We start from the raw sequence: 24,623 nt of genomic DNA, 5'->3' as shown, positions 1-24,623 counted from the left end.
CCTCGCGCCGCGTGGCCGGCGACCGCCCGGGGCCGGGCGGGGACGCCGACGGCCCCCGGTCGTCGCGCCCGGGGGCCGTTCCCACGTGTGCTGCGGGTCAGTTCGCCTCGGCGCGGCGGCGGGACACCGCGTAGAGCGAGACGCCGGCGGCGACGGAGGCGTTCAGCGACTCGGCGTTGCCGATCGGGATGCTCGCCACGACGTCGCAGGCCTCGCGCACCAGGCGGGACAGGCCCTTGCCCTCGGAGCCGACCACGATGACCAGCGGCCCGGTGGCCAGGTCCAAGTCGGGGATCTGGGCGTCGCCGTCGGAGTCGAGGCCGACGACGAACAGACCGGCCTTCTTGAAGCCCTCCAGCGCCCGGGTCAGGTTGGTGGCCTGGGCGACGGGCAGTCGGGCGAGGGTGCCCGCGGAGGTCTTCCAGGCGGTCATGTTGACACTGGCCGAGCGCCGCTCGGGGATGACCAGGCCGTGCGCGTTGAACGCGGCGGCGGACCGGGCGATGGCGCCCAGGTTGTGCGGGTCGGTGACTCCGTCCAGGGCGACGATCAGCGGCGGGGTGTCGGATCCCTTGGCGGCCTCCAGCAGGCCCTCCGGGGCCCAGTACTGGTACGGACGCACCTGGAGGACCAGCCCCTGGTGGACGGCGCCGGGCTGCCCGTTGCTCTCACAGCGCCGGTCGAGTTCGGTCTTGGTGACCTCGACGACGTCGATGCCGCGCGCACCGGCCATCCGAGCGGCCTCGTTGACCCGGTCGTCGGGGTCGAGGCTGTTGGCCAGGAACAGGCGGGTGGCGGGCATCCCGGCGCGCAGGGCCTCCACCACCGGGTTGCGCCCGACCAGCAGGTCGGAGGCGTCGGACCGGCGCTCGGAGCGCGATCCGTCCTGGCCGCCCGGCCCCGCACCGCGGTTGGCGGAGCGCTGGCGCTGCTTGCCGTCGTACCAGTGCCGCTGCGCAGCGGGCAGGGTGCCGCTCTTGCCCTCCAGGGACCTGCGGCCCTTGCCGCCGCTGCCCTTGGTCGGACCCTTCTTACTCTTCTTCGCCGTCATTGGTCGCCGCTTCCCCGTACGTGTTGCGAGCATGCCGGAGGCGCGCTGCATCCGGCTGGTGGAATGTCGCCGACCAGCGCGAGGCGCGGCGGCAAACTCCCAGACTAGTGCCGCCGCGCCACCGCACGCGTCCGGTCAGCCCCGGCGCAGGTCCCATCGGGACCCCTGCGGAGTGTCCTCGACCACGATCCCGGCCTCCGCGAGCTGGTCCCGGATGGCGTCGGCCGCCGCGTAGTCCTTGCGGCCCCGGGCCGCCTGGCGCTGTTCGAGGGCGACCGCCACCAGGGCGTCCACGACCTCGCGCAGCCCCTGGTCGCCGCCGGACCACTGCTCGCCGAGCGGGTCGAGGCCGAGGACGGTCAGCATGGCGCGCAGCTCCCCGGCGAGTTCGGCGGCCTGTTCCTTGCCTCCGGAGGCCAGCGCCGTGTTGCCCTCGCGGACGTGGCCGTGTACGACGGCGAGCGCCTGGGAGACCCCGAGGTCGTCGTCGAGCGCGGACGCGAACGCGGCGGGCACGTGGTCGGCGGTGGCGACCCCGCCCAGCACCTCGACGGCGCGGGTGAGGAAGCCCTCGATCCGCTGGTAGGCGGCGGCCGCCTCCTGGAGCGCGGCGTCGGAGTAGTCGATGGTGGACCGGTAGTGCGCCTGGCCGAGGTAGTAGCGCAGTTCGACCGGCCGGACCTTCTGGACCATCTGCGGGACGAGCATGGAGTTGCCGAGCGACTTGCTCATCTTCTCGCCGCCCACGGAGAGCATCCCGTTGTGCAGCCAGTACTGGGCGAAGCCGTCTCCGGCCGCGCGGGACTGGGCGAGCTCGTTCTCGTGGTGCGGGAAGATCAGGTCCAGCCCGCCGCCGTGGATGTCGAAGCTCGGGCCGAGGTACTTGGTGGCCATGGCCGAGCACTCCAGGTGCCAGCCGGGGCGGCCGCGCCCCCACGGGGTGTCCCAGCTGGGCTCGCCCGGTTTGGCGCCCTTCCAGAGGGCGAAGTCGCGGGGGTCGCGCTTGTCCCGGTCGGGGTCGGAGTCGGAGGACTCCATGACCTGGTCCAGCCGCTGGTTGGAGAGCTCTCCGTAGGGCGGGTAGGAGCGCACGTCGAAGTAGACGTCACCGCAGCCGTCGTCGGAGGCGTAGGCGTGGCCCTCGGAGATCAGCCGCCGCATGAGGTCGATCATCTCGGGCACGTGGCCGGTGGCACGCGGCTCGACGGTGGGGGGCAGGCACCCCAGGATCTCGTAGGCCTGGGTGAACGCGCGCTGGTTGCGTTCGCTGACCTTCCACCACGGCACGCGCTCGCCCGCCGCGACCCTGATGATCTTGTCGTCGATGTCGGTGACGTTGCGGCAGAAGGTGACGTCGTACCCGCTGTGGGTCAGCCACCGGCGCAGGATGTCGAAGTTCACCCCCGACCGGATGTGGCCGATGTGCGGGGGCGCCTGCACCGTGGCACCACACAGGTACAGGGAGGCGGATCCCTCACGCAGAGGGACGAACTCGCGGACCTGTCGGGCACTGGTGTCGTAGAAGCGCAGACTCACGTTGTCAAGCCTATCCGCTTTCCCCTCACAGCAGTGTCACAAACCACGAACCCACCCCTCAGCTGCCACCCTCCCGGACATCCCGAAGTGCGTATATGTGATTAGCCGTATTCGGGACGGGAGGGGGCCGAAAACACTCTTCCTCCGTTCGTCCCCGGGGACCAGCAGGGCACCAGGCCCTGCATATTCCGACAGAACACCCCAGAACACCCGTGAGCGTGCCAGCCTGGAAGCAACCGTAATCGGCCGGAATCTCGTGTTAGCGGCACGGTCTCGACTACGCTGCGATGGCGATGGCCCCTTACAACAACACCCCCGAATCAGGGACACGGAACGGTCGGCCCGCAGGTCGCGTCACGGGAGCCGGAGCTCTCGCGGGAGGTGCCCTGTTCGTCGGGCTCATCGCGCTGTGCGCCCTCGTCATCTCCTACAACGGCATCTTCCAGTTCGCCGAGTACGGCGGCCACGCGGACAGCGCCCTGGCCCACGTGTTCCCGGTGACCTACACCCTGCTGCTCATCATGGCGTGCTGGGTGAGCTACCTCCTGCGCGGAGCGCACCCCCGCGAGCGGCTCTGGGTCGACCTGGTACTGATCCCGATCCTGATCATGGTCGCCACCACGGCCATGCTCCTGAGCAACCTCGAACTCGTCGAGCGGGTGCCCGAGGGGGTGGCCAGCGTCATCGTCGCGGTGGCGCCGCTCGCCGCCCTCCTGGTCGCGTTCCTCCTGTGGATGACCGTCCGGGCGCACATTCGCAGGCGCCGCCGCGCACCTGCCCCGCGCCCCCGCCCCTCCGACGACCCCACCACGGTGCTGCACGCACGTGCGGTCGTTCCCCCCACCCGGGAGGTGGAGGAGCCGGACGACACCGACCTCAGAACCCGGCTGCTGCATCTGGGGAGCGAGGAGCGGAACGCGGAGGCCGCGCCGGCCCCGGAGGACACGCGGGCCTACGAGGTCCGGACGGACGAGTCGGTGGAGTCCGTTCGGCTGCGTCCCGTGCCGAGGCCGTCCCCCGACGGGGACGGGCACTCCGGGCACGAGACCCCAGCCCCGGACCGCTGGGACGACGAGCCGGACGAGGACGGGAGGCAAGCGGCCACGGTGCCGACCGCGCTCCGGAGCGTGCCCCGACCGGAGCACGACGGCGACGGCGACGGCGACGGACCGTCCACGTTCCCGCTGCCCAGGCGCGACCGGAGCGGGCACAACCCGATCAAGCTGGCCGCCGAGCACCCTCCGGTGGTGCCGGGAGCCGCCGCACCCGACCCCGAACCGGACCCCCTCCCCGTCGGCGCCCCCACGGAGCCGGAGTCCCGGCCGGGGGACGCGGATCGCGAGGACGACGCGGACGGGCCGATCGTGGTGGTTGCGAACGACCTCGCCGATGAGGGGTTCGACCACGAACCTCCTCCCGGCGACCCGGTCTCGGACGAGGACGAGGCTCCCGCCGCCCTCCCCGAGCCCGTCGAGGAGCCGGCAGCGGTGCACGAAGAGGCCCCTGCGCCGGTGGCCGTCCCCGGTGCCGGTTCGGCCACCGGAGCGGTGTCCTGGTCCGCCCCCGGGCACCCGGGGTACCGGGATGCGGAGTACGGCGGGGCGGACGACGGGTTCGCCGAGGACGGGAGCCACGCGGAGGACGACGGCCCCGCGCACGGACCCGCGCGGGTGGCCGTGTCCACCCATCCCGGAGGGGAGACCGGGACCTGGGCCGCCCCCGGCGAGGACCCCTCCGGCGAACTGGCCGCCGGGCCGGTGGACGGCTCCGAGGACGACCGGGAGCCGGGCACCGCCCTCTGGGAGCCCCCGGTGAGCGCCGACGCGGGGGACGGGGTCCTGTCGGACTACGTGCCGCCGGTGTGGACGCCTCCGGAGGACGACGGACCGGCCTTCGCGGACGAGGAACCCGCGGAGCCGGAACCGGCGCCGGTGCTGGACCACGACACGGGCCCGACCGTGCGTGCGGCGTTCCGGATCCGCGAGGTGCCGCCGGTCGCGGCGCGCCCGTCCCCCGCGTGGGAGACCGCGGAAACGGAAGCGGAAACGTCCCAGGGCCGGCCGACGGAGCCGGAGGCGGCCCCGGAGGCAGGGCCCGAGGTCCCGGAGGACGACCTCCTGCCCGAGGTGGAGGAGCTTCCGGCCGCGACCGACACCCGGACCGACGCCGGTCCCGGCACGTCCCGGCCCGGCGGCGAGCCCGGGCAGCCGACGGGGCGGAGTCAGCGGGCGCCGGTGGAGAAGCGCCCCATGGTGCTCAAGCCGCCCCGCCCGCCGATGCCCGCGTTGAGGAAGAGCGCACCGAAGCCCGAGTTCCCGGCCGGTCGGCCGGCGCCCGACTTCACGGCGGGACCGCCGTCACGGCGCGTGCGCAGCGAACCGCTCCGCCCCGACGAGTGAGACCCACGGCCCGTCCGGTCGTCCACAGCCCCGAGGAGGGGGTGGTGGACGACGCCCGGACGGGCCATGCTGTTGTCGGGGGCGTGTGAGCGGCCTGGCGGCGAGGGGTGGGCCCCCATGCCAGAACATCCCCCGCGCACACTCACCCCGAACCACCCGCGTCAGCCCTGTGGACAACGCCCCGGCCCGCGGTTACGGCCACTTCATCGGACTGCCGGACCGGAGCGTGCGCGACCCGGGGACGGCCCGGGGACGGCCCGGGGACACTCACCGGCCCGCCCCGCGTGGGAGCGGGCGACGGACACGGCCGTTGCCGCGCACGACGGGCCCGGACACGGCCGTTCCCGGACACGACGAAGGTCCCGCACCCCCGGGTACGGGACCTGTGTTCGTCGTCCGTCCGCTCGCAGGACCCCGCCCGGCTCCGGCCGGGGTCCGCCCGGCGCCGGACCGGCGCCGCGCCGTCGGCGAGGACTCAGTCCACCACCGCGCACAGGGCCGTCGCGATGGCCGCGATGCCCTCTCCGCGGCCGGTGAGGCCCAGGCCGTCGGTCGTGGTCGCGGAGACGCTCACAGGCGCTCCCACGACCTCTGAGAGCGTCTTCTCGGCCTCGGCGCGCCGGGGTGAGAACTTGGGACGGTTGCTGATGATCTGGACGGCGATGTTGCCGATCTCGAAACCGGCCGCGCGGACGCGGGCCGCGGTCTCGGTGAGCAGTGCGGCGCCGGAGGCACCCTTCCACCGCGGTTCCGCCGTGCCGAAGTTGGACCCGAGGTCCCCCAGTCCGCACGCGGACAACAACGCGTCGCACGCCGCGTGGGCGGCGACATCACCATCCGAATGGCCGCTGACACCGTCTTCGCCCGGCCATTCCAGACCGGCGAGGAAAAGTGTCCGCCCAGGAGAAAACGGGTGGACGTCCGTTCCGACGCCCACCCGAGGCATATTCGTCATGAATGACGCGATTCCGTGACTGGAGTTCAGGTCGTGAGAACCTCGTCGAGGAGGGCCTCCGCCTTGTCCTCGTTGGTCTTTTCCGCGAGGGCGAGTTCGCTGACGAGAATCTGGCGCGCCTTGGCGAGCATCCGCTTCTCGCCGGCGGACAGACCGCGCTCCTTGTCCCGGCGCCACAGGTCGCGAACCACCTCAGCGACCTTGTTGACGTCGCCCGACGCCAACTTCTCCAGGTTCGCCTTGTAGCGCCTGGACCAGTTGGTGGGCTCTTCGGTGTGCGGTGCGCGCAGCACCTCGAAGACCTTGTCCAGGCCTTCCTGCCCCACCACGTCACGAACGCCGACGTCCTCGGCGTTCGCGGCCGGCACACGGACCGTCAGATCGCCCTTGTCAACCCTCAGAACGAGATAGATTCTGTCCTCGCCCTTAATGGTGCGAGTCTCGATCGCTTCAATACGAGCAGCCCCATGATGGGGGTAGACAACAGTGTCGCCGACCTTGAAAGCCATGTGACAGGTACCCCTTCCGCTACCACAAGGATACCACGAATCTGTGACTTAACGTACCTATTAGGTTTGCGTACACGCAGGTCAGGGCCCCCTTTTCGGGCCTTGACAAAGTGTACCCGAGGCCTGTCGCGAGCCTGGTCAGCCCGGGTCCGAAAGGCTTCGGAGCCCCCTGGCCAGCGCAACTGCGCGCTCTCGGGGAAGGGTGCGGAGAGATCCGGGACGACCCCGCTCCGGACCTCTTGAGAGGAGCCGGAGCGACGGATGTCACGATTTTGTGCTGACCGGAACAACCCTTGTCCCGGGAGTGGCCCGGAGCCCCTCCGGCGGTCGCGGAACACCTCGGCGGGCCGCACCCGCCCGGTGGGGCCCGGGCGCCCGGAAAGCCTCACGCCTCCGGTTCGTAGTCCTCACGCTTCTCCCCCGTCACCATGTAGACGAGGTTGTCGGCCACGTGCACCGCGTGGTCACCGAAACGTTCGTAGAACCGTCCGACGAGGGTGACGTCCATGGTCGCCTCCACCCCGTACTCCCACCCCGGGGCGAGGATGCGCTGCAACAGCTTGCGGCGCAGCCGGTCCATCCTGTCGTCGTCCTTGTCCAGCTCCAGAGCGGTGTCGGGGTCCCTGTCGACGATGACTTCTCCGGCCTTCGTGACCAGCAGCTCCGCCTGGTGCCCCATCTCCAGCACGATGGAGCGGACCGGCTTGGGGATCGCCGAGTCCGGGTGCCTGCGCCGTGCGACCTTGGCCAGGTGGACGGCGTGGTCGCCCATCCGCTCCAGGTCCCCGCGCATGTAGAGCGCGGTGATGATGGTCCGCAGGTCCGAGGCGACCGGCTGCTGCCGGGCCATCAGGCTGAAGGCCGTGTCCTCGATGTCCTGGTCGAGGCGGTTGATCGCCTCGTCCCCGGAGATGACCTCCTGGGCGGCGTCCAGGTCGCTGTCCAGCAACGCGGTGGTCGCGCGTGCGACTGCATGCCTGGCCAGTCTGGTCATCTCGACCAGGCGTTCGGTCAAGCTGTCAAGATCCTCGTGGTACGTATCGCGCATGGCGTCAATGCTCCCAGTGGTTGTTTGAAGAGTCGGCCAAGATTTGGTGAACGATGGAAGAACCTCGGTTGTGTCACATGCCCTGACCGGGTAAAGCTCCAGTCCGCCCGTTTACGATCGAATCGTGCAAGGGGAACTTCTCGCCGCTGTGACCGGCATCTTCGGACTTGTGACGGGCGTCGTCATCGGCGTCCTCGCCGGTCATTTCTTCCGTACGGGTACCAACGAACGCCGCCAGGCCCCGGTGCCCGAGCGACACGACGGCACCACCCTGCCACCGGGGATCGCCGAGGTCCTCTCCGCGCTCCCCTCCTCGGCGGTGGTCCTGGACTCCGCCGACAGGGTGCTGCGCGCCTCCTCGGCGGCCCGCGCCTTCGGCATCGTCCGCGGCGACGAGCTGGTGATAGGCGAACTCCTCGTCCTGGCCCGGAAGGTACGGCGCGACGGGGTCATCCGGGAAACCGACATCGAGGTGGCCGTACGCAAGTTCGGTCCCGACGCCACGTCCTTCGCGGTCCGCGTCGCCCCTCTGGGGGGAACCGGGCTGGTGCTGGTCCTGGCCGAGGACCAGACCGAGCACCGGCGTGTGGAGGCGGTGCGCCGGGACTTCGTGGCGAACATCTCCCACGAGCTCAAAACCCCGGTCGGTGCTTTGTCCTTGTTGGCCGAAACCGTACAGGACGCCAGTGACGACCCGGAGGCGGTGCGCCGCTTCACCGACCGCATGCAGACGGAGGCCGCCCGGCTGACGGCGGTCATCCAGGACCTCATCACGCTCTCCCGGATCCAGGGCGCCGAGCCGATGGCCGAACCCACGCGGGTCGAGCTCGGCGGTGTGGTGGAGGAGGCCCTGGACGCGGTGCGGATGCCCGCCGACGCCAAGGGGATCGAGCTGGTCGGCAGCGGGGCGGAGGGCGTCACGATCCTGGGCGACGAGGGGCTGCTGGGGACCGCCCTGCGCAACCTGATCGCGAACGCCGTCGCCTACAGCCCCAAGAACACCCGGGTCGCCGTGTCGGTCGGGGTGTCCAGGTCCAGCGTGGACATCAGTGTCGCGGACCAGGGGATCGGCATCCCCCAGCAGGACAGGGAAAGGATCTTCGAGCGGTTCTACCGTGTGGACGCCGCTCGGAGCCGGGCCACCGGTGGTACCGGTCTCGGCCTGGCGATTGTCAAGCACATCATGACCCACCACCGTGGAGAAGTGACCGTGTGGAGCAAGGAGGGGTCGGGGTCGACGTTCACACTGCGTCTGCCCAGACCCGACGACCGGGGGCCCGACGCCACCCGGAACACCGACCAGCAGGAGGCGGCACAGTGACTCGTGTACTTGTTGTCGAGGACGAGGAATCGTACAGCGACGCCCTGTCGTACATGCTTCGCAAGGAGGGCTTCGAGGTCGCCGTGGCGCCCACCGGGACGGTGGCGTTGGAGACCTTCGACCGGACCGGGGCCGACCTGGTGCTCCTGGACCTGATGCTCCCGGGCCTCTCGGGCACCGAGGTGTGCCGGACCCTGCGGCAGAAGTCCAACGTCCCCGTGATCATGCTGACCGCCAAGGACTCCGAGATCGACAAGGTCGTCGGTCTGGAGCTCGGCGCCGACGACTACGTGACCAAGCCCTTCTCCTCCCGCGAGCTCGTGGCCCGTATCCGCGCGGTCCTGCGCCGCCGGGGTGAGGACGAGGTCGTCCTCCCCGCCGCCCTGGAGGCCGGCCCCGTCCGCATGGACGTGGAGCGGCACGTGGTGACGGTGCGCGGCGACAACGTGCAGCTGCCGCTGAAGGAGTTCGAGCTGCTGGAGGTGCTGCTGCGCAACGCCGGACGGGTGCTGACCCGGATGCAGCTCATCGACCGGGTGTGGGGCGCCGACTACGTCGGTGACACCAAGACCCTCGACGTGCACGTCAAGCGGCTGCGCGCCAAGATCGAGGAGGACCCGGGAAGCCCGCGGTACATCGTGACCGTCCGGGGCCTGGGCTACAAGTTCGAGCCGGTCACGGTCGACGTCTGAGGGCACGGGCAACCCACGGGGGCTCCCCCGTTCATCGACGCCTCTCCCCCCGCGTTCCCGTGCCCCGGGCCGTGGACCTGCCACGGCCCGGGCCGCGCGGTTCCAGAGTCCCGCATGAGCCCGGGGCCCTTCGGCGTACCCGCGGGCCGGAGCCGCGGGGCAGCGCACCAGAGTGGTCCGGCACCGTCCACGCCGTGGCGCTCAGGCTTCGAGGATGACGGTGAACGGCCCCTCGTTGGTGAGGGCGACCGACATCGTGGCACCGAACACGCCCGTGGCCACGCGGGCGCCCAGCTCGCGGAGCTCCTTGACGACCTCGTCCACCAGGGGTTCCGCCACGGGTCCGGGGGCTGCGGCCTGCCAGGTGGGGCGGCGTCCCTTGCGCGCGTCCCCGTAGAGCGTGAACTGGCTGACGACGAGGATGGGTGCGCCGACGTCGGAGCAGGACTGCTCGTCCTCCAGGATCCGCAGCGTCCAGAGCTTCTTGGCGATCCTGGCCGCCTCGGAGGCCGTGTCGGTGTGCGTCACCCCCACCAGCGCCATCAGTCCGGGCTCGGCCACCTCTCCGACGACCTCGCCGCCGACCGTCACCGACGCGTGTGAGACACGCTGCACGACCGCGCGCATGGTTTCCCCCTCGTTGTCTTCCCCTGAGCCCACCGGTCGGCACGCGACCGTACACGGCCCCGCTACTTCGACCGCTGGAACTGGTTGAGCGCCCGCAGGCGCCGGGTGTTGGTGATGATGCCGGTGAGCGACACCACGAACGTGCTGATGGAGTCGGCGAAGTCCCCGATCCTCCACTCGCGCGGTCCGGTGTACCAGGCGAGGCCGTCCCCGGTCAGTTCCTCCGGTGTGAGGTCGGCGAGCGCGGCCGAGGCCAGGATGTTCGCCCACCGGTCGACGTCGTCGAAGATCACCGCGTACGGGAGGTAGCGCGAGTAGAGCTCCACCCTGCGGCCGGGAAGTGCCTGCTCCGCGCGGGGGCTCAGCAGGTAGTCGCGGAAACCCATGGTGTGCGCGTACACCTTGCTGCCCAGCTTGGTCTTGGCGGGCATGTACTGGGCGCCCACCGTGACGGCGGCGCCCGCGATGACGACGGCCAGGCCGGAGAAGGCGGCCCCCGTGAAGACCGCGAGGATCCCGGTCAGGACGACGCCGGCCGCCGTCAGCACCATCCCGATGGTGCTCCACCGGGTACGCACCTGGCTCGGCGACCGGGCGAACCACTTGAGCCGGACCATGTCCCGGTACAGCTCCTCGCGCACCCGGTCGATCTTCTCCGGGAAGTTCGCGGAGGCACGCGGCGAGCCCAGCTGCGACAGGCGCACCGTGCGCCGCTCGCCGAAGAGGGCGTCCAGCAGCAGCCACTCCGAGGCCAGCAGGGTCTCCCCCGGGGGCCCGTCGAGGCGCACCAGGCGCCAGTCGACGGACGTGAAGTGCTCGTGCGGCATCTCTTCGAGGCGGATGTAGCCGCGCACCGCGAGGTCCAGCACCGCTCCGGTGAGGTCGGCGATGTCGACGCGTTCGTCGATGAGGGTGCCGATCTGGCCGGGGTGCACGTCGTCGGGCGGCGCGAACCTCAGCTGCCCCGCCTCCCCCTCCTCGACCGGGGCGTGGTCGCCCTCGGCGGCCTCCCGCCGCAGCGCGCGCTCGTCCCGGCCGCGGACCCGGATCAGTACCGCCAGCCCCCCGACCAGGACGACGAGCAGGAGCCCGAACACGCTGGCCGTGGCCGGGGTCACCGCGAACGCGGACCCCAGCGACCACCTGCGGGTGAGGATCGGCTCGCCCTCGGCGGCACCGGAGGGGTAGTTGACGACGATGTCCAGCCGGTCGTCGGGCTCCATGTCCGCCTGGAGGAAGTGGGCGACCCCGCGCTCGGGCCCCATGTCGGACGCCGTGCAGTACATGGCGCTGCGCGGTTCTCCCGCCAGGCAGGAGAGCGCCTCGGGCGGCAGCGGGGCGGTCACGGTCACGTCGGTGGACTCCACGGTGTGGCTGTAGGCGCCGACCGCCCGCCACTCCATCTGGACGCCCTGGGTGACCTCGCTCACGGTCCCGCCCACCCGGTAGGTGAGCACCACGCCGCCGGTGGCCGCCGTGGGGATGTGCGCGTACAGCGTCCCACCCGTCTTCTCGACCTCCACGGCCAGGGCGTCGCCGTCCAGGTCGGTCGCCTCGACACCCGTGACCTCGAACTTCCTGTCGTGGTCGGTGTCGTACAGCATCGTCTCGGTCAGGGCACGTGTGAACACAGCCGGGGCCCCGCCGCTGAAGGTGACGGTCTCCTCTCCGTGGAGGACGCCCGCGCGGTCGAGTTCCAGTCTGATGTCGTTGGTGATCAGCGGATCGGTCGCGCTCCGCACGCCGACCGCGCCGGTCGCCGCCGACGCGCCCCCCGGTACTGTGGTGGCCGGTGCGGCTGCCGTCGCGGCGTGGGCCTCCCCTTCCGGCCACACGACGCCAGGCGCTGTGACCAGCACGGAGAACACGAAGAGGGCCGTCGTCGCCACGACGGCCGGGCGCCAGGAGCCGACCCACCACATGACGCGAGAGCCTATCCGGTCCCCCCGCGCGCCGTTGTCACAGGGCACCGCGGGCGACACCGCGCTCCCGGACCGCGGGGCACCGCCGTGGTGAGGCGCGGGCCGGTTCGGGGACCGGAGTTCTGGTCCGAGCGCCCCGGATTCTTCCAGCGCATGGGCCTGGGTGTGTCCCTCACACTCGGCACGGGCCTGGCCGCGGTCGGCTTCACCGGTTTCCTGGCCTTCTCCGCGATGCTGCCGTCCTCGGACGCGGCGTGGTCCCATCCGCTTCCGTCGGCGGACTCGGCCGCTGCCGAAGACGGGGGCGGGGACGAACTTCCGCAGACCTCGGCCGCCGGGGTCGACATGCTCGGTGACAACCCGCTGTACCGGATCGGGGAACTCGGCGAGGTGACCTGTGAGGCTCCCGACCTGGACCCGGAGGACCCGGAGTCGGTGGAGGCCTTCGTCCACGAGATCGCCGACTGCCTGGACGGGGCGTGGAGCGCCTACTTCGCGTCGGCGGGGATGGAGTTCACCTCACCGAACCGCGTCTACTGGTACTCGGCGGGCAACAGCCCGTGCGGGGCGTTCCCCACCCAGGGCACCGCGGCGTTCTACTGCCAGGCCAACCAGGGCCTCTACCTGGGGGTCGAGGACATCGTGGCGGCGTCGGCGGGGAGCGACAGACCCGAGGCGTACACGTTCCTGCTCAGCCACGAGTACGGACACCACGTGCAGGGGCAGTCGCGCATCCTCGCCGAGTTCCACGAGGCGCGGGCGGGGGTGGACCAGGAGACCGCCGACGCGTTGACCAGGCGCAACGAACTCCAGGCGAACTGCCTGGGCGGGGTGTTCCTGGGAGCCTCGGGGTCAGGGCTCGGCTACGGCGGGACCGAACGGGAGAATATCCTCGACGACGTCGGCCTCCGCGCCGACCGCGGCAGCGAGCACACGCACGGTTCCGCTCGCAACGGCCGCCTGTGGACCGCGCACGGCATGGACCGGGTGGATCCGGGGTCGTGCAACACGTGGAACGCCCCCGAGGACCTGGTCGAGTGAGGCGCCCGCGGGGGAGTTGGCAGGGGCCCGGCCGTCAGGCCCGGTCGACGATGACGACAGGGTGGGCGGACAGGGGTGTACACAGGGTTCGGTGAGTCTCCCCGTTCGGCGCCGCCGGGGCAGGCGCGGCGCGCCGACCGGCGTGCGCTCGGTCTGGTGACCGCCCTCGTGGTGGTGCTCCTGGCGTTGGCGCTGCTGTCCTGGACGACCGTTGACGAGGAGGGCACCGGCCCCGCCCCCGTGTCCGACGAGGGCGGGGCCGGTGCGGTGCCCGACACCGAGTTCGACGACAAGCCGGGGCAGAGCCCCTCGGGGGATGACGCGGACCTCGACCCCGCCGACCCCTTCGGGCAGGAGGGTCGCCCGTCGGGGCACGAGGCACTGGTCGCGAACCCGCTGTACGAGACCGGCCGTCTGAGTCCGCGCCCGTGCCCGGCCCCCGAGCTGGACGTCGACGAGGGGGAGTCGATGAGGGAGTTCCTGGACGCGGTGGCGGACTGCCTGGACGACGCCTGGGCCACCCAGTTCGCCCGTGCCGGCATCCCGTTCACGCCTCCGAAGAGGGTGTTCTGGGACGAGCCCGGGGTGAGCCCGTGCCGCCCCTACCCGTCACAGGCGGGCGCGTTCTACTGCCGTGCGAGCACGAGCATCTACATCGGGACGGCCGACGTGGTCGAGAAGTGGAACGGCGCCTCGCGGGCGGTGGTGTACGCCTCCCTGTTGGCGCACGAGTACGGTCACCACGTCCAGGGTGAGTCGGGTCTGCTGGAGTACTACCACGAGCAGCGCCAGCTGGAGGAGCGCCACCCGGAGCGGAACGCGTGGACGCGCCGCAGCGAGCTCCAGGCGAACTGCCTGTCCGGTGCGTTCCTCGGTTCCGTCCGGGTGAGCTTCCCGCTGGAGCGCGACGACCTCGACGCGGTCCTGACCGACGCGAGGGCGACCGCCGACCGCGAGGACGGCGACGAGGAGGAGCGCACGCACGGGTCCGCGGACAACAGCGTGCACTGGACCAGCCGGGGCTGGGAGGAGCAGACACCGGCCGCCTGCAACACCTGGGAGCTGGACGACGAGACGCTCGTGTACTGAGCACCGGAGCCGTCCACAGGTCTCATCGAGCGCTGTCGCTCGGACACGCAGCGTGGCAGGATACTTCACATGTCGGACCCCACCGCATCGCACGGCGCTCCCGGGCCCGAACCGGCCGTGCCCGGCCCCCGTACCTCCGCCTCCGTCCCGCCCTCGTCCGATCCCTCGTCGGCGCCGGCCGGGTCGGGCCCGCCCGTGCGCGCCTGCGTGGAGCTGCGCGTGCACGGCGTCAGCGGCGGCCAGGCCGAGGAGCTGCTGGACGTGGAGCCCGCCATGCGGGTGGGGGGCGACCGGCTGGCGGGGTTCTTCCGGTGGCGCCGCAAGGCCGACACCGAGACCGTTCCCGGCGTGCGCCGGGAGATCTTCGCCTGGGGCAACCTCACCTCCGGCAGCTCCTCGCGGGCGTTCTGGCTGCTGTTGCTGCCGTTCATGCTGACCAACGTCGCGTACTGGATGCGGCCCGGCCGGATGGACCGCGCCCCCACGGGGGTGCGGCGGCTGGCCAACAACGCGTACGGGGCGAGCGTGCGCCTGCTGGCGCTGTCGCTGACCATGCTCATCACCCTTGCCGCCGGGGGGCTCGGCATGGACCTGGTGGCCTGGCAGTGCGCGGCCGGGCAGGGGGAGGAGTGCGTCCGGGCGCGCCCGTGGCTGGCGTTCCTGGCCTCGCCCGCCTCGGTGCTGTCCGCTCCGGGGACGGCCCTGCTGGTCGGCGCCGTGCTGCCGGTGGCCGTGGTGGTGGTGCTGTGGAGGCTGTCGCGGCGCACGGCCGCCGACTACGAGGTCGTCGCCGCGTCGGTGCCACCCAGGCCGAGTGCGGCGGCTCCGTTGAGCCACGCCGGCTTCTGGCGCAACAGCGAGACGATGGCGCGGCTGCGCTCGGCCCATATCTCCGTGGCCCTGGGCACCGTCACCGCGCTCCTGCTCGTCCCGGCGTTCCGGCACGACCTGGGCTCGACGACGGGCGGCGCCGGCCCCTGGACGGCCGGTGCGGTGCTGGCGGCCCTGTTGGCGGTGGTGGTCACGGCGAGCAGCCTGAGCGTGCTGGTCCCGGGCGTGGACCCGCGCTGGAACGCCCGGGCCGACCGGGTCTGCCGCCGCCTGCGCGACGCCACCCTGGTCCTGGGCATCGCGGTGGCCGTATACACGGCCTGGCCGCGGCCGGGCTGGGCGGCTTCCGGCCGGCTACCCGGCAACGGGGCGATTCTCAACACGCTGTTCGCCGTGCAGGTGGCCCTGGTGCTGCTGATGCTGGTGGCGGCGCTGATCCTGTTCTCGGCCGACCGGGCGCACGACGGGGCGGCGATGCGGGGCCTGGCGGGCCCGGCCACCGCCGCCCTGGGCACCCTTCTGGGTGGCGGTTTCTCGGCGGCCCTCGTCTACCAGGGCTCGCTGTGGCTGAGCGGCTGCGGCTCCCTGTCCACCCCCGGCGCGGACTGCCTGCCGCTGTCCGCGCCCCCCGCCTACTCGTGGCTCCAGCTGGCGTTCGCCCTGGAGGCCGCCATCGCGGTGGGCGTGGTGGCCGTGCTCACCCTGGAGCTGCGCCGGAGCACCCGGGCGCACCTGCCGAAGGTCACCGAGGACTACGTCCGCAGCGTGCGCGACCGCCGCACCTGGGAGATCGCCCGGGCGCGGGCGGCGGGGCGGATGACCGAGGTGCTGCCCTCCGTGCTGGCGGCCTTCCTGTTCCCGGCGGTGGCCCTGGGGGCGCTGGCGCTCTACTCGGCCCTGACGGGCCATCTGGCGGCCGGCCCGGCCCCCGCCGCGACCGCGGTGGCGGGCGAGGTGCGGGGGATCGCCCAGAGCACGGTGTCGGTGCTGATCGGCGTCGGTTCGCTGCTGGGCGGGGCGTCCCTGGTGACGCTGGCGTGGATCGGGCGCAGCGCGTACCGCGACCGGCCGACCCGGCAGGCGGTCGGCGCCCTGTGGGACGTGGGCACCTTCTGGCCGCGGGCCGCGCACCCGCTGGCGCCGCCCTCCTACGCGGAACGGGCGGTACCGCAGCTGTCGGCGCGGGTGGCCATGATGACTCGGGAGGGCACCGACGTGGTGCTGTCGGGGCACTCCCAGGGCTCGGTGCTGGCTGCGGCGACGGTGTGGCAGCTGCCCGGCGACTGCCTGGGCAGGATCGCGCTCATCACGCACGGCTCCCCGCTGGACCGCCTGTACGCCAGGTACTTCCCGGCCTATTTCGGGCCGGAGCCGTTCGCCGACCTCCGGGACCGGGTGTCGGCGTGGCACAACCTGTGGCGGGTCACCGACGCGATCGCGGGGCCGGTGCGGCTGCGGGACGGCTGCGGTGGGCCGGGCCCCCTGCGCACCGTGGGCCAGGCGGAGCCGCTCCCGGACCCCCGGGGCTACGACGCCCCGCCGGGGGAGGCCAGGAGGCCGGAGATCCTGGGCCACTCGTACTACACGAGCGACCCGGCCTACTCAGGGGCGCTCCGGTTGGTGATGGGCGCCATGGGGGGTGCTCAGGCTCCCCAGGCGGGCACGGTCGCCGAGGGGGGCCGGTGACCCCCGGGTGGGGGGCCTGTCGGAGACCGCGACGCGAGGGCCTACCAGGGCCCGTAGGGGCCGTTGTTGCGGTTTCCGCCCACGCCCTTGACCGCCGGGCGCACGTCGAGGAGGAAGACGAGGGTGGCCACCAGGCCGAGGATGACGAACATCCCGCTGCCGGAGAGCGTGGCCAGCAGGGAGAGTCCCGTGGCGACGCCGGTGAGGATGACCCACAGTTTCTTGGTCTGCTTGTCCATCAGCTCGAACGCCGCGGCAGGCGTGCGGATCGCCTCGATCAACGCGTACAGACTGGCCACGAAGGTGACCAGGTAGATGGCCTGCCAGATCAGTCCGAACAAGACGCACACTCCCCATACGTTCCGAGCGGGGATCCGCCCGCTCTCCACCGTAAACGGACCGGGGCCGGTAATCGTGCCCGCGGAGGCCCGGATCACATGTGTCGTGCCCCGCGCGAAAGGGCCACCGGGGTGGGGGTGTCCGCGGACGCACGACCGTGCGTCCACCAGGTGGGCCCGACCGCGGACCCCTGACCTGCGCGGCCGGTGGTCACACCGGAATGTGCCAGAGGCAGGTGACCGCGGCCAGCAGGAACGCCGAGCCTCCCATGATGACCGCGCCCGCGTGGTACGAAAGTTCGTCGTCGGGGCGCAGGAGCCGGTTGACCCGCTGCATGACACCGGGCTCGGCCTCGCTGACCGCAGCCATGGCCCCGGCCGGGACCGGCGCGGGGCCGGCGGCGCCGAAACGCAGGAGCGCCATGGCGAGCCCACGCGAGGAGCTGCGGCGGCTGGCCTGGTCGTCGGCGCACATCTCGATGAGCAGGGCGACGCTCTCGTAGTAGGTGCGGACCAGCCGGAACCGGGGGAACGCGCGCTTGAGCGACGAGAACGGCAGGAGCACGAGGTCGTGGCGCTGGCGGAGGTGGGCGTGCTCGTGGGCCAGGACGGCGGCGAGCTCGCGGTTGTCGAGGACGGCGAGGGCACCGGCGCTGATGACCACCTGGGAGCGGAGCACGCCCGGAAGGCAGTAGGCGGCGGCGGCCGGGTGGTCGACCACGCGTGCCCCCGGCACGTCGGGGTGCTCGCTGGCGACGAGTTCGAGGAGGTCGTGGTGGCGGCGGCGGACGCGGACGACCTGTACGAAGGAGGAGACCAGGCCGTAGAACAGCACGAGGGTCAGGACGATCGCGAGGACGACGGCCACGATGTGGCTGACGCCCTCGACACCCTGGGAGAGTTCTGTGAGGAGCAGCCGGCCGGTGACGGCGTCGGTGGCGAGGGCCAGGGAGCCCCCGGCCGCGCCGAGCTCGTAGGACGACAGTCCGAACGCCAGGAGCGCGCCGATGGTGGACACACCCCAGGCCAGGCCGAGGGTCTGCCAGGCGATCACCGCCGTGTAGGGACCACGCGAGGGCCACTTGGCCCGGTGGAGCGCCTCCATGGCGATGACGCAGCTGACCGCGACGAGGAAGAGTAGGGCGGCACTGACCATACGGACTAGTTCCTTGGCTGCTCGATTTCCGCGAGTGCGCGCCGAAGCGCGGCAGCCTCCGTGCCGTCCATGGACTGGACGAAGGCGGCCAGGGCCGCGTCACGATCACCGGTCTGTCCGAGAGCGTCGAACATCAGCTCGGACACGTATGCCTCACGGCTGGCTGCCGGACGGTACCGCCACGCACGACCCTCACGTGCCCGGGTGACGACCTTCTTCTTGGCGAGCCTGTCGAGCACGGTCATGACGGTCGTGTGGGCCAGGTCGCGCTCAGCGAGCGCTTTGCCGACCTCACGAACCGTCATCGGTTCATTCCGTGCCCACAGTACATCCATCACCGCGCGTTCGAGTTCGCCGAGCCGATTCATGGACACGAGTCTACTGGGGGTCGTACTACGCACTGTCGTACCCCCACGTTAAATGCTCGTGTCCTGTGGGACAAGGGATCCGGGGCTGCGGATCGGGGGCCGGCGGGCGGCTCCGGCCGGGGCGGCGCCGCTCCGGGACGGCCTTCCGTCCCGACCGGAGTGAGACGGATCGCGCTCACGGAGGGCCTGGTCGGAGCCCCGGCCGCGAGGGGTGTGGGAGGGAAGGGCCGGGCACTGGACGGCGAGAACGGAGCGGTGGCCGGAGGGATCGGCCGGACCGTCGGAACGCACGGGCCTGCCGAGGACCGCTGGGACGACCGGGGTGTGTGGGACTCACGGGCCCTGCGGGCCGCGGGCCGACCGGCTGCGGAACGGCACCGGGCTCGGCACCGGACCGCCCCGGGTCAGTGCCCCGGGTCGGCGATGGGTGGCGGATACCCCTCCGGGGCCTTCTCCTCCCGCCAGGGGGTGAGGGCACGGGTGCCGGGGAGGCCGGCGAGCTCGGGCAGGTAGCGGCGGACGTACACGCCGTCGGGGTCGAACCTCCGGGCCTGGCGCAGCGGGTTGAACGACCGGTTCGGACGGGTGTCGTTGCCCGTCCCCGCCACCCACTGCCAGTTGCCGTAGTTGTTCGCCACGTCTCCGTCGAGGAGGTGCTCGAAGAAGTGGTCGGCCCCCTCCCTCCAGTGCACGCGCAGTGTGCGGGTGAGGAAGGCGGCCGTGATCATACGGGCCCGGTTGTGCATGAACCCCTCGTGGAGGAGCTGGCGCATACCGGCGTCGACGATCGGCACCCCGGTGCGGCCCTCCTTCCAGGCGGTGAGGGCGTCGGGGTCGTGCCGCCACTCCTTGTCCCGGGGCCGGTAGTCGCGGACGTTCATGCCCGGGAAGACCGCGGTGACCTGGTGGTGGAAGTCGCGCCACGCCAGCTGGCGGACGAACTCATCCGAACCCGAGTGCCCGTCCGCGGCCAGGACGGTCTCCAGGGGGGACAGGCAGCCGAGGCGCAGATCGGCGGACAGGTGAGAGGTGGCGGCCCCGGGCAGGTCGTCGTGGCGGTCGGGGTAGTCGGCCAGTCCGTGCTCCACCCACGTGCGCAGCCGTTCGCGGGCGGCGTGCTCACCGCCCTCGGGCAGGTGTTCGGCCAGCAGTCCCCTGCCGCGGCCGTCGTCGCCGGGAAGGTCTCCCGGCGGCACTCCGTCGGGGAGGTCCACCCGGCCCGGGGCGGGGAGCGGCTCCCGCCACGTGTGCGCCTCCCAGGCCCTCCAGTAGGGGGTGAAGACCTTGTAGTGGTCCCCGCTCACCGGGGTGACCTCCCCGGGAGGGACCACCGTGAGGCCGGGAAAGGCCTGCACGGACAGCCCTGCCGCGCGCAGCCGCCGGACGCGGCGGGCCGCCAGGGCGCTGACCCCGGCGGTCACGTGGACGGTGTCGGCACCGGTGCTCGCGGCCAGGGCGGTGACCTCCTCGACGGTGTCCCCCCGGCGGACCACCAGGTCGCCTCCCCGTTCGCGGAGCCCGGCGCGGAGGGAGGCGAGGGCTCCGTTGATGTGCGCGACGCGGTTGCGGGAGGAGCGCTCCGCCACCGCGGGATCGAGCACGAACACCGGGACGACGGTCCCGGTGCGGGCGAGCGCGGCGGTGAGCGCGGGGTGGTCGTGGACGCGGAGGTCCTGGGTGAACAGGACGAGTGTGGGGGCAGCCGAGCGACGCCCAGTGCCCGGATCACGCGAATCACTACTCTTCGTGTTCATCACAACACCCTAGTTCCACGAATGCTCCTGTGGAAATCCGATGCGGCCCCCCTCGACCGGGTAAGGATGACCCATGAAGACACGCCTGCCACCTGCACAGACCACTGTGAAGCCCCCGCTTCGCCCGCTGGTCGGTGTGTCCAGCTGCCTGCTGGGCGCGCCGGTCCGCTACAACGGCGGGCACTCGCGCTCCCGCTTCCTCACCGACGAGCTCGACCGGCACGTCAACTGGCTTCCGGTCTGCCCCGAGGCCGAGATCGGCCTGGGCGTCCCGCGCCCGACGCTGCGCCTCCAGCGTCGCGACGGGGAGGACCGGGTGGTCTCCAGCAAGGACGGCACCGACGTCTCGGACGAACTGGCCGGGACCGCCGACCAGCACTTCGCCCAGCTGCGCCGCCTGGACGGGTACGTCCTCAAGAACAAGTCGCCCAGCTGCGGCCTGTTCGCCCTTCCGGTGTTCGACGAGGCCGGCAACCGCGTGGACGGCAAGGGGCGGGGGGCGTTCGCCCGCAGACTCACCGCGCTGCTGCCCTCCCTTCCCGTGGAGGAGCAGGGGCGCCTGTGCGATCCGGTGCTGCGCGAGCAGTTCGCACAACGGGTGTTCGCCCATGCCAGGCTGCGGGCGCTCTGGGAGTCCCCGTGGCGGACCCGCGACCTGGTGGAACTACACACCCGGCACAAGCTGCAGCTGATGTCGCACTCCCCGGACGGGTACCGCGAGACCGGGCGGATCGTGGCCCGCGCGGGCACCGTCGACCGCGAGCAGACCGTCGCCTCGTACACGGAGGCGTTCCACCGGGCGATGGCGGTCCTGCCGAGCCGGGGCAGGCACGTCAACGCGCTCCAGCACGCCTTCGGGATGCTGAGTTCCCTGTTGGACGACGCCCGCAGGCACGATCTGCTGGAGGCGATCCAGGACTACCGCAGGGAGCAGGTGCCGCTGAGCGTCCCGGTGGCCCTCCTGCGCCACCACTGCGCGGCGGAGGAGGTCGCGTGGGCCAGGAACCAGACGTACCTGCGCCCGTACCCCGACGACCTGCGGCTTCGACATGCCGTCTCGGTCTGAGCAGCATGGCCGCCACCTCCGGGCGAAAGCGCGCCGCGTGATGTCTGGGCGGCACCGGCGGGCGGGGGCCGTCCCACCGTGACGGGTGTCTCCCGTCGAAGGGCTTCGTCACCGGCGCTGCGATCCCGGTGGCGACGGGCCGCGACGTCCGTCCCCGCTCGGCAGAAAGAGTGTCCCGCGGCGAGCCGATCCGCTGGCACTCCCGCGGGGCGCGGGTATGACGGTGGCCACAGTCCGCGCGGGCGCAGGGCGCGACTTCGCCACGCGCGAGCGCGCCTTTCCCGACACGGTGGACCTCCTGGTGACGGGATGGCCCGCTACACCCTGATCGCCGGACGGTCAATAGCAGGCCCCTCGGACAATCCGGGCGGGAACAGTGTGTACCTTCGTCGCTGTTGAGGACAGCGGCTGTATACGCGACCTGAAGGGACCCACCGGTGTCTGGAATCGTTCCCGTGGGAGAACAGGCGGCGGTCCCTTCCCGAGTCGCGACCGTCAGCCTGCACACCTCACCGCTCGACCAGCCGGGCACCGGTGACGCCGGAGGGCTGAACGTCTACGTGGTCGAGGTGGCCCGTCGGATGGCCGAACGCGGCGTGGCCGTCGACGTGTTCACACGTGCGACCGAACCCGACCTGCCCCCGGTCGTGGAGCTCGCCCCCGGCGTGAACGTACGGCACGTTCCCGCGGGGCCCTACGGCCACCTGGACAAGAACACCCTCGCCGAGCACCTGTGTCCTTTCATCTTCGGCCTGTTGCGCGCCGAGGCCCAGGGCGACCCCGGCCACTACGACCTCGTGCACGGCCACTACTGGCTGTCCGGCCGCGCCGGTGTCGTGGCGGCCCGCCGGTGGGGCGTACCGATGATCCAGTCGATGCACACCATGGCGCGTGTGAAGAACGCAGCCCTCGCCGAGGGCGACGTGCCCGAACCCGAGCTGCGTGTGCGCGGCGAGGACCAGCTGGTCCACCAGGCCGACCGGTTGATCGCCAACACCGACGACGAGGCCCGCCAGCTCCGCGAGCACTACGGCGCGCGCGACGGCCAGATCAGCGTGATCCCGCCCGGGGTGGACCTGGAGGTGTTCAGCCCGGGTTCGCGCCGGGACGCCCTGGCGCGTATCGGCCTCCCGCCGGACACCGAGCTGCTGTTGTTCGTGGGCCGCGTGCAACGGCTGAAGGCCCCAGACGTGCTGATCCGCGCCGCCGCCGACCTCCTGCGGCGCGACCCCTCCCTGCGCTCGCGCCTGGTGGTGGGCGTGGTCGGCGGCCTGTCCGGCGGAGGGATGCGCGAACCCCGGCTGCTCACGGACCTGGCCCGCTCCCTGGGGGTGGCGGACGTGGTGAGGATCGAGCCGGCCCAGACCCGCGAACGGCTGGCCGAGCACTACCGGGCGGCCGCGGTGACCGTGGTGCCGTCCTACTCCGAATCGTTCGGCCTGGTGGCGGTGGAGTCCCAGGCCTGTGGCACCCCGGTGCTCGCCGCCCGCGTGGGCGGGCTGACCACGGCGGTGGTGGACGGGGTGTCCGGGGTCCTGGTGGAGGGGCACGACCCGGCCGACTACGCGGCCCAGCTGCACCGGATGATCGCCGAACCGGCCTGGCGTGCCAAGCTGGCCATGGCGGCACCCAAGCACGCCGCCACCCTGGGTTGGTCGCGGACGGTGGACGAGCTGCTGGACGTGTACAGCGCGAGCATCGCTCCGCCCGCACTGCCGCTGGCCGCGAACAGGTGACCGAGTGAGGGGGACGTACGAGGTGGGTACCGAAGGGGCGCGCGAGACCGCGGTCAAGGCGATCACCGCAGCGGTGACCGGGGCCGGGCTGGAGGTGGAGTGCCCGCGCGAGGGGTCGTTCCTCGTCACGCTTCCGGGCAGCGCCAAGCTCAGGACCCTCGTCTGGTTGGAGACCGGGCCGCACAGCCTCACCCTCACCTCGTTCTTCTGCCGCCAGCCGGACGAGAACCACGCGGGGTTCTACCTGTGGCTGATGCGCAAGAACACCGACATGTACGGGATGGCGTTCGCGGCCGACGAGGTGGGCGACGTGTACATCCGGGGCCGTCTGCCGCTGGAGGGCGTCACACCCGACGAGGTCGACCGGCTGCTCGGGTGCGTGCTCACCTACTCGGACGAGAACTTCAACGGGGCTCTGGAGCGCGGGTTCGCGTCGGCGATCCGCAAGGAGTGGAAGTGGCGCGCCGAGCGCGGCCACGACATGCGCAACCTGCGTGCCTTCACGCACCTGGCCGAGTCGGGAGAGGACCGGTAGGGCCGAAGGCCGGACCCGGCGCGGTGATCCGGGCAGGCAGCGCCGCTGCGGGGCGCAGGTGCGGGGTGGGCGCCCGAGCCGAACCGGCGGGTGGCTAGGCTTGCCCCATGGGAACTCTGGTACTGCTGCGACACGGTGAGAGCGTCTGGAACGCGAAGGGGCTGTTCACCGGCTGGGTGGACGTCGACCTCTCCGCGACGGGCGAGGACGAGGCCCGCCGGGGCGGAGAGCTGCTCAAGGACGCCGGGCTGCGGCCCGACGTGCTGCACACCTCCCTCCTCAAGCGCGCCATCCGCACGGCGAACCTCGCTCTGGAGGCCGCCGACCTGCACTGGCTGCCCGTGGAGCGGAGCTGGCGCCTCAACGAGCGCCACTACGGCGCCCTCCAGGGCAAGGACAAGGCGCAGACGCGCGACGAGTACGGCGAAGAGCAGTTCATGGTCTGGCGCCGTTCCTACGACACCCCTCCGCCGCCCATCGCCGACGACGACCCCTACTCGCAGTCCGGTGACGCCCGCTACGCCCTGCTCCCGCCGGAGCTGCTGCCACGCACCGAATGCCTCAAGGACGTCCTGGACCGCGCCCTGCCGTACTGGTACGACTCCATCGTCCCGGACCTGGCCGCGGGGAAGACGGTGCTGGTCGCGGCGCACGGCAACTCGCTGCGCGCGCTGGTCAAGCACCTGGACGGCGTCAGCGACACCGACATCGCGGGGCTGAACATCCCGACGGGCATCCCCCTGGTCTACGAGCTGGACGGGTCCTTCGAGCCGACCAACCCGGGCGGCACCTACCTCGACCCCGAGGCCGCCAAGTCCGCCATCGAGGCGGTCGCCAACCAGGGCAAGAAGTAACCGCCCCTCCCGTGACCCGTGCCCGTGCCGCCGACCGCGGCACGGGCACGGCCGTGGCCGGGACCCGGGCGCGGGGGTACGAATATCACGAGCAGCGCGACCAGATGTA

General features: G+C 72.0%; 21 protein-coding genes. 10 read left to right on the top strand and 11 right to left on the bottom strand.

Features of this window, described 5'->3' with window-relative positions; all coding sequences use genetic code 11:
* Positions 1-97: 97 nt before the first annotated feature.
* Both rlmB and cysS read right to left on the bottom strand, forming a co-directional pair.
* Positions 98-1,051 (bottom strand): 23S rRNA (guanosine(2251)-2'-O)-methyltransferase RlmB, encoded by a 954-nt coding sequence (gene rlmB / locus ACFWTE_RS18470; RefSeq protein ID WP_378780743.1) that lies wholly within the window; start codon positions 1,049-1,051, stop codon positions 98-100.
* A gap of 135 nt (positions 1,052-1,186) precedes the next feature.
* Complete coding sequence (gene cysS, locus ACFWTE_RS18465) at positions 1,187-2,587, bottom strand: cysteine--tRNA ligase (RefSeq protein WP_378780741.1); 1,401 nt, start codon at positions 2,585-2,587, stop codon at positions 1,187-1,189.
* A gap of 287 nt (positions 2,588-2,874) precedes the next feature.
* Here cysS and ACFWTE_RS18460 point away from each other — a divergent pair, with 287 nt between their 5' ends.
* Entirely contained in the window at positions 2,875-4,986 is a 2,112-nt protein-coding gene (locus ACFWTE_RS18460; protein WP_378780739.1) for a DUF2637 domain-containing protein, read from the top strand.
* Between the two features lie 475 nt (positions 4,987-5,461).
* Here the strand turns inward: ACFWTE_RS18460 and ispF are convergent, their stop codons facing one another.
* The 3 genes from ispF to phoU form a co-directional block, all read right to left on the bottom strand.
* On the bottom strand, positions 5,462-5,932 hold the full coding sequence (gene ispF / locus ACFWTE_RS18455; RefSeq protein WP_378780755.1) for a 2-C-methyl-D-erythritol 2,4-cyclodiphosphate synthase: 471 nt from the start codon (positions 5,930-5,932) through the stop codon (positions 5,462-5,464).
* 35 nt (positions 5,933-5,967) lie between these two features.
* Positions 5,968-6,450 (bottom strand): CarD family transcriptional regulator, encoded by a 483-nt coding sequence (locus ACFWTE_RS18450; protein WP_267947806.1) that lies wholly within the window; start codon positions 6,448-6,450, stop codon positions 5,968-5,970.
* A 385-nt stretch (positions 6,451-6,835) separates the two neighbouring features.
* On the bottom strand, positions 6,836-7,498 hold the full coding sequence (gene phoU / locus ACFWTE_RS18445; protein ID WP_330093130.1) for a phosphate signaling complex protein PhoU: 663 nt from the start codon (positions 7,496-7,498) through the stop codon (positions 6,836-6,838).
* Between the two features lie 124 nt (positions 7,499-7,622).
* Between phoU and ACFWTE_RS18440 the strand changes: the two genes are divergently transcribed.
* Both ACFWTE_RS18440 and ACFWTE_RS18435 read left to right on the top strand, forming a co-directional pair.
* On the top strand, positions 7,623-8,819 hold the full coding sequence (locus tag ACFWTE_RS18440; RefSeq protein ID WP_378780738.1) for a sensor histidine kinase: 1,197 nt from the start codon (positions 7,623-7,625) through the stop codon (positions 8,817-8,819).
* On the top strand, positions 8,816-9,511 hold the full coding sequence (locus ACFWTE_RS18435) for a response regulator transcription factor (RefSeq protein WP_013155318.1): 696 nt from the start codon (positions 8,816-8,818) through the stop codon (positions 9,509-9,511). The genes ACFWTE_RS18440 and ACFWTE_RS18435 overlap by 4 nt, the downstream gene beginning before the upstream one ends.
* A gap of 201 nt (positions 9,512-9,712) precedes the next feature.
* Here the strand turns inward: ACFWTE_RS18435 and dtd are convergent, their stop codons facing one another.
* Complete coding sequence (dtd, locus tag ACFWTE_RS18430; protein ID WP_378780737.1) at positions 9,713-10,138, bottom strand: D-aminoacyl-tRNA deacylase; 426 nt, start codon at positions 10,136-10,138, stop codon at positions 9,713-9,715.
* 62 nt (positions 10,139-10,200) lie between these two features.
* Positions 10,201-12,060 carry a DUF2207 family protein gene (locus ACFWTE_RS18425; protein ID WP_378780736.1) on the bottom strand — a complete coding sequence of 620 codons (1,860 nt, stop codon included), beginning with the start codon at positions 12,058-12,060 and terminating at the stop codon, positions 10,201-10,203.
* Between the two features lie 153 nt (positions 12,061-12,213).
* Between ACFWTE_RS18425 and ACFWTE_RS18420 the strand changes: the two genes are divergently transcribed.
* From ACFWTE_RS18420 to ACFWTE_RS18410, 3 genes are all read left to right on the top strand, one after another.
* On the top strand, positions 12,214-13,101 hold the full coding sequence (locus ACFWTE_RS18420; RefSeq protein ID WP_378780735.1) for a neutral zinc metallopeptidase: 888 nt from the start codon (positions 12,214-12,216) through the stop codon (positions 13,099-13,101).
* A 75-nt stretch (positions 13,102-13,176) separates the two neighbouring features.
* The gene (locus ACFWTE_RS18415; RefSeq protein WP_378780733.1) at positions 13,177-14,190 is read left to right on the top strand and encodes a neutral zinc metallopeptidase; all 1,014 of its coding nucleotides are present in this window, start codon (positions 13,177-13,179) and stop codon (positions 14,188-14,190) included.
* 69 nt (positions 14,191-14,259) lie between these two features.
* Positions 14,260-16,707 (top strand): hypothetical protein, encoded by a 2,448-nt coding sequence (locus tag ACFWTE_RS18410; protein ID WP_378780732.1) that lies wholly within the window; start codon positions 14,260-14,262, stop codon positions 16,705-16,707.
* 41 nt (positions 16,708-16,748) lie between these two features.
* Here ACFWTE_RS18410 and ACFWTE_RS18405 read toward each other — a convergent pair whose 3' ends face one another.
* The 4 genes from ACFWTE_RS18405 to ACFWTE_RS18390 form a co-directional block, all read right to left on the bottom strand.
* Positions 16,749-17,048, bottom strand: a complete 300-nt coding sequence (locus ACFWTE_RS18405) for a DUF2516 family protein (RefSeq protein WP_378780731.1) — start codon at positions 17,046-17,048, stop codon at positions 16,749-16,751.
* Between the two features lie 208 nt (positions 17,049-17,256).
* On the bottom strand, positions 17,257-18,201 hold the full coding sequence (locus ACFWTE_RS18400; protein WP_378780729.1) for a M56 family metallopeptidase: 945 nt from the start codon (positions 18,199-18,201) through the stop codon (positions 17,257-17,259).
* Between the two features lie 5 nt (positions 18,202-18,206).
* Entirely contained in the window at positions 18,207-18,569 is a 363-nt protein-coding gene (locus tag ACFWTE_RS18395) for a BlaI/MecI/CopY family transcriptional regulator (RefSeq protein ID WP_378780726.1), read from the bottom strand.
* A 404-nt stretch (positions 18,570-18,973) separates the two neighbouring features.
* Positions 18,974-20,323: a cryptochrome/photolyase family protein gene (locus ACFWTE_RS18390; RefSeq protein ID WP_378780725.1), complete on the bottom strand. Its 1,350-nt coding sequence runs from the start codon at positions 20,321-20,323 to the stop codon at positions 18,974-18,976.
* A 73-nt stretch (positions 20,324-20,396) separates the two neighbouring features.
* Between ACFWTE_RS18390 and ACFWTE_RS18385 the strand changes: the two genes are divergently transcribed.
* The 4 genes from ACFWTE_RS18385 (at position 20,397) to ACFWTE_RS18370 (ending at position 24,514) form a co-directional block, all read left to right on the top strand.
* Positions 20,397-21,389 (top strand): YbgA family protein, encoded by a 993-nt coding sequence (locus ACFWTE_RS18385; RefSeq protein WP_378780724.1) that lies wholly within the window; start codon positions 20,397-20,399, stop codon positions 21,387-21,389.
* Between the two features lie 437 nt (positions 21,390-21,826).
* Positions 21,827-23,125 carry a D-inositol-3-phosphate glycosyltransferase gene (mshA, locus tag ACFWTE_RS18380; RefSeq protein WP_378780723.1) on the top strand — a complete coding sequence of 433 codons (1,299 nt, stop codon included), beginning with the start codon at positions 21,827-21,829 and terminating at the stop codon, positions 23,123-23,125.
* A 4-nt stretch (positions 23,126-23,129) separates the two neighbouring features.
* Positions 23,130-23,660, top strand: a complete 531-nt coding sequence (locus ACFWTE_RS18375) for a YbjN domain-containing protein (protein WP_378780722.1) — start codon at positions 23,130-23,132, stop codon at positions 23,658-23,660.
* Positions 23,661-23,767: 107 nt separating this feature from the next.
* Entirely contained in the window at positions 23,768-24,514 is a 747-nt protein-coding gene (locus ACFWTE_RS18370; protein WP_378780721.1) for a phosphoglyceromutase, read from the top strand.
* Positions 24,515-24,623: the final 109 nt, after the last annotated feature.

The sequence above is a fragment of the Nocardiopsis sp. NPDC058631 genome (assembly GCF_042716955.1).
Lineage (GTDB): Bacteria > Actinomycetota > Actinomycetes > Streptosporangiales > Streptosporangiaceae > Nocardiopsis.
Note: the sequence above shows the minus strand (reverse complement) of the source record. Positions and strands in the feature narration are given on the sequence as shown.

Excerpts from the sequence above, each read along its gene's own strand:
- rlmB (WP_378780743.1), bottom strand. The coding sequence starts at position 1,051 with ATGACGGCGAAGAAGAGTAAGAAGGGTCCGACCAAGGGCAGCGGCGGC.
- ACFWTE_RS18460 (WP_378780739.1), top strand. The coding sequence starts at position 2,875 with ATGGCGATGGCCCCTTACAACAACACCCCCGAATCAGGGACACGGAAC.
- ispF (WP_378780755.1), bottom strand. The coding sequence starts at position 5,932 with ATGCCTCGGGTGGGCGTCGGAACGGACGTCCACCCGTTTTCTCCTGGG.
- ACFWTE_RS18450 (WP_267947806.1), bottom strand. The coding sequence starts at position 6,450 with ATGGCTTTCAAGGTCGGCGACACTGTTGTCTACCCCCATCATGGGGCT.
- phoU (WP_330093130.1), bottom strand. The coding sequence starts at position 7,498 with ATGCGCGATACGTACCACGAGGATCTTGACAGCTTGACCGAACGCCTG.
- dtd (WP_378780737.1), bottom strand. The coding sequence starts at position 10,138 with ATGCGCGCGGTCGTGCAGCGTGTCTCACACGCGTCGGTGACGGTCGGC.
- ACFWTE_RS18425 (WP_378780736.1), bottom strand. The coding sequence starts at position 12,060 with ATGTGGTGGGTCGGCTCCTGGCGCCCGGCCGTCGTGGCGACGACGGCC.
- ACFWTE_RS18420 (WP_378780735.1), top strand. The coding sequence starts at position 12,214 with ATGGGCCTGGGTGTGTCCCTCACACTCGGCACGGGCCTGGCCGCGGTC.
- ACFWTE_RS18410 (WP_378780732.1), top strand. The coding sequence starts at position 14,260 with ATGTCGGACCCCACCGCATCGCACGGCGCTCCCGGGCCCGAACCGGCC.
- ACFWTE_RS18400 (WP_378780729.1), bottom strand. The coding sequence starts at position 18,201 with ATGGTCAGTGCCGCCCTACTCTTCCTCGTCGCGGTCAGCTGCGTCATC.
- ACFWTE_RS18395 (WP_378780726.1), bottom strand. The coding sequence starts at position 18,569 with ATGAATCGGCTCGGCGAACTCGAACGCGCGGTGATGGATGTACTGTGG.
- ACFWTE_RS18390 (WP_378780725.1), bottom strand. The coding sequence starts at position 20,323 with ATGAACACGAAGAGTAGTGATTCGCGTGATCCGGGCACTGGGCGTCGC.
- ACFWTE_RS18385 (WP_378780724.1), top strand. The coding sequence starts at position 20,397 with ATGAAGACACGCCTGCCACCTGCACAGACCACTGTGAAGCCCCCGCTT.
- ACFWTE_RS18370 (WP_378780721.1), top strand. The coding sequence starts at position 23,768 with ATGGGAACTCTGGTACTGCTGCGACACGGTGAGAGCGTCTGGAACGCG.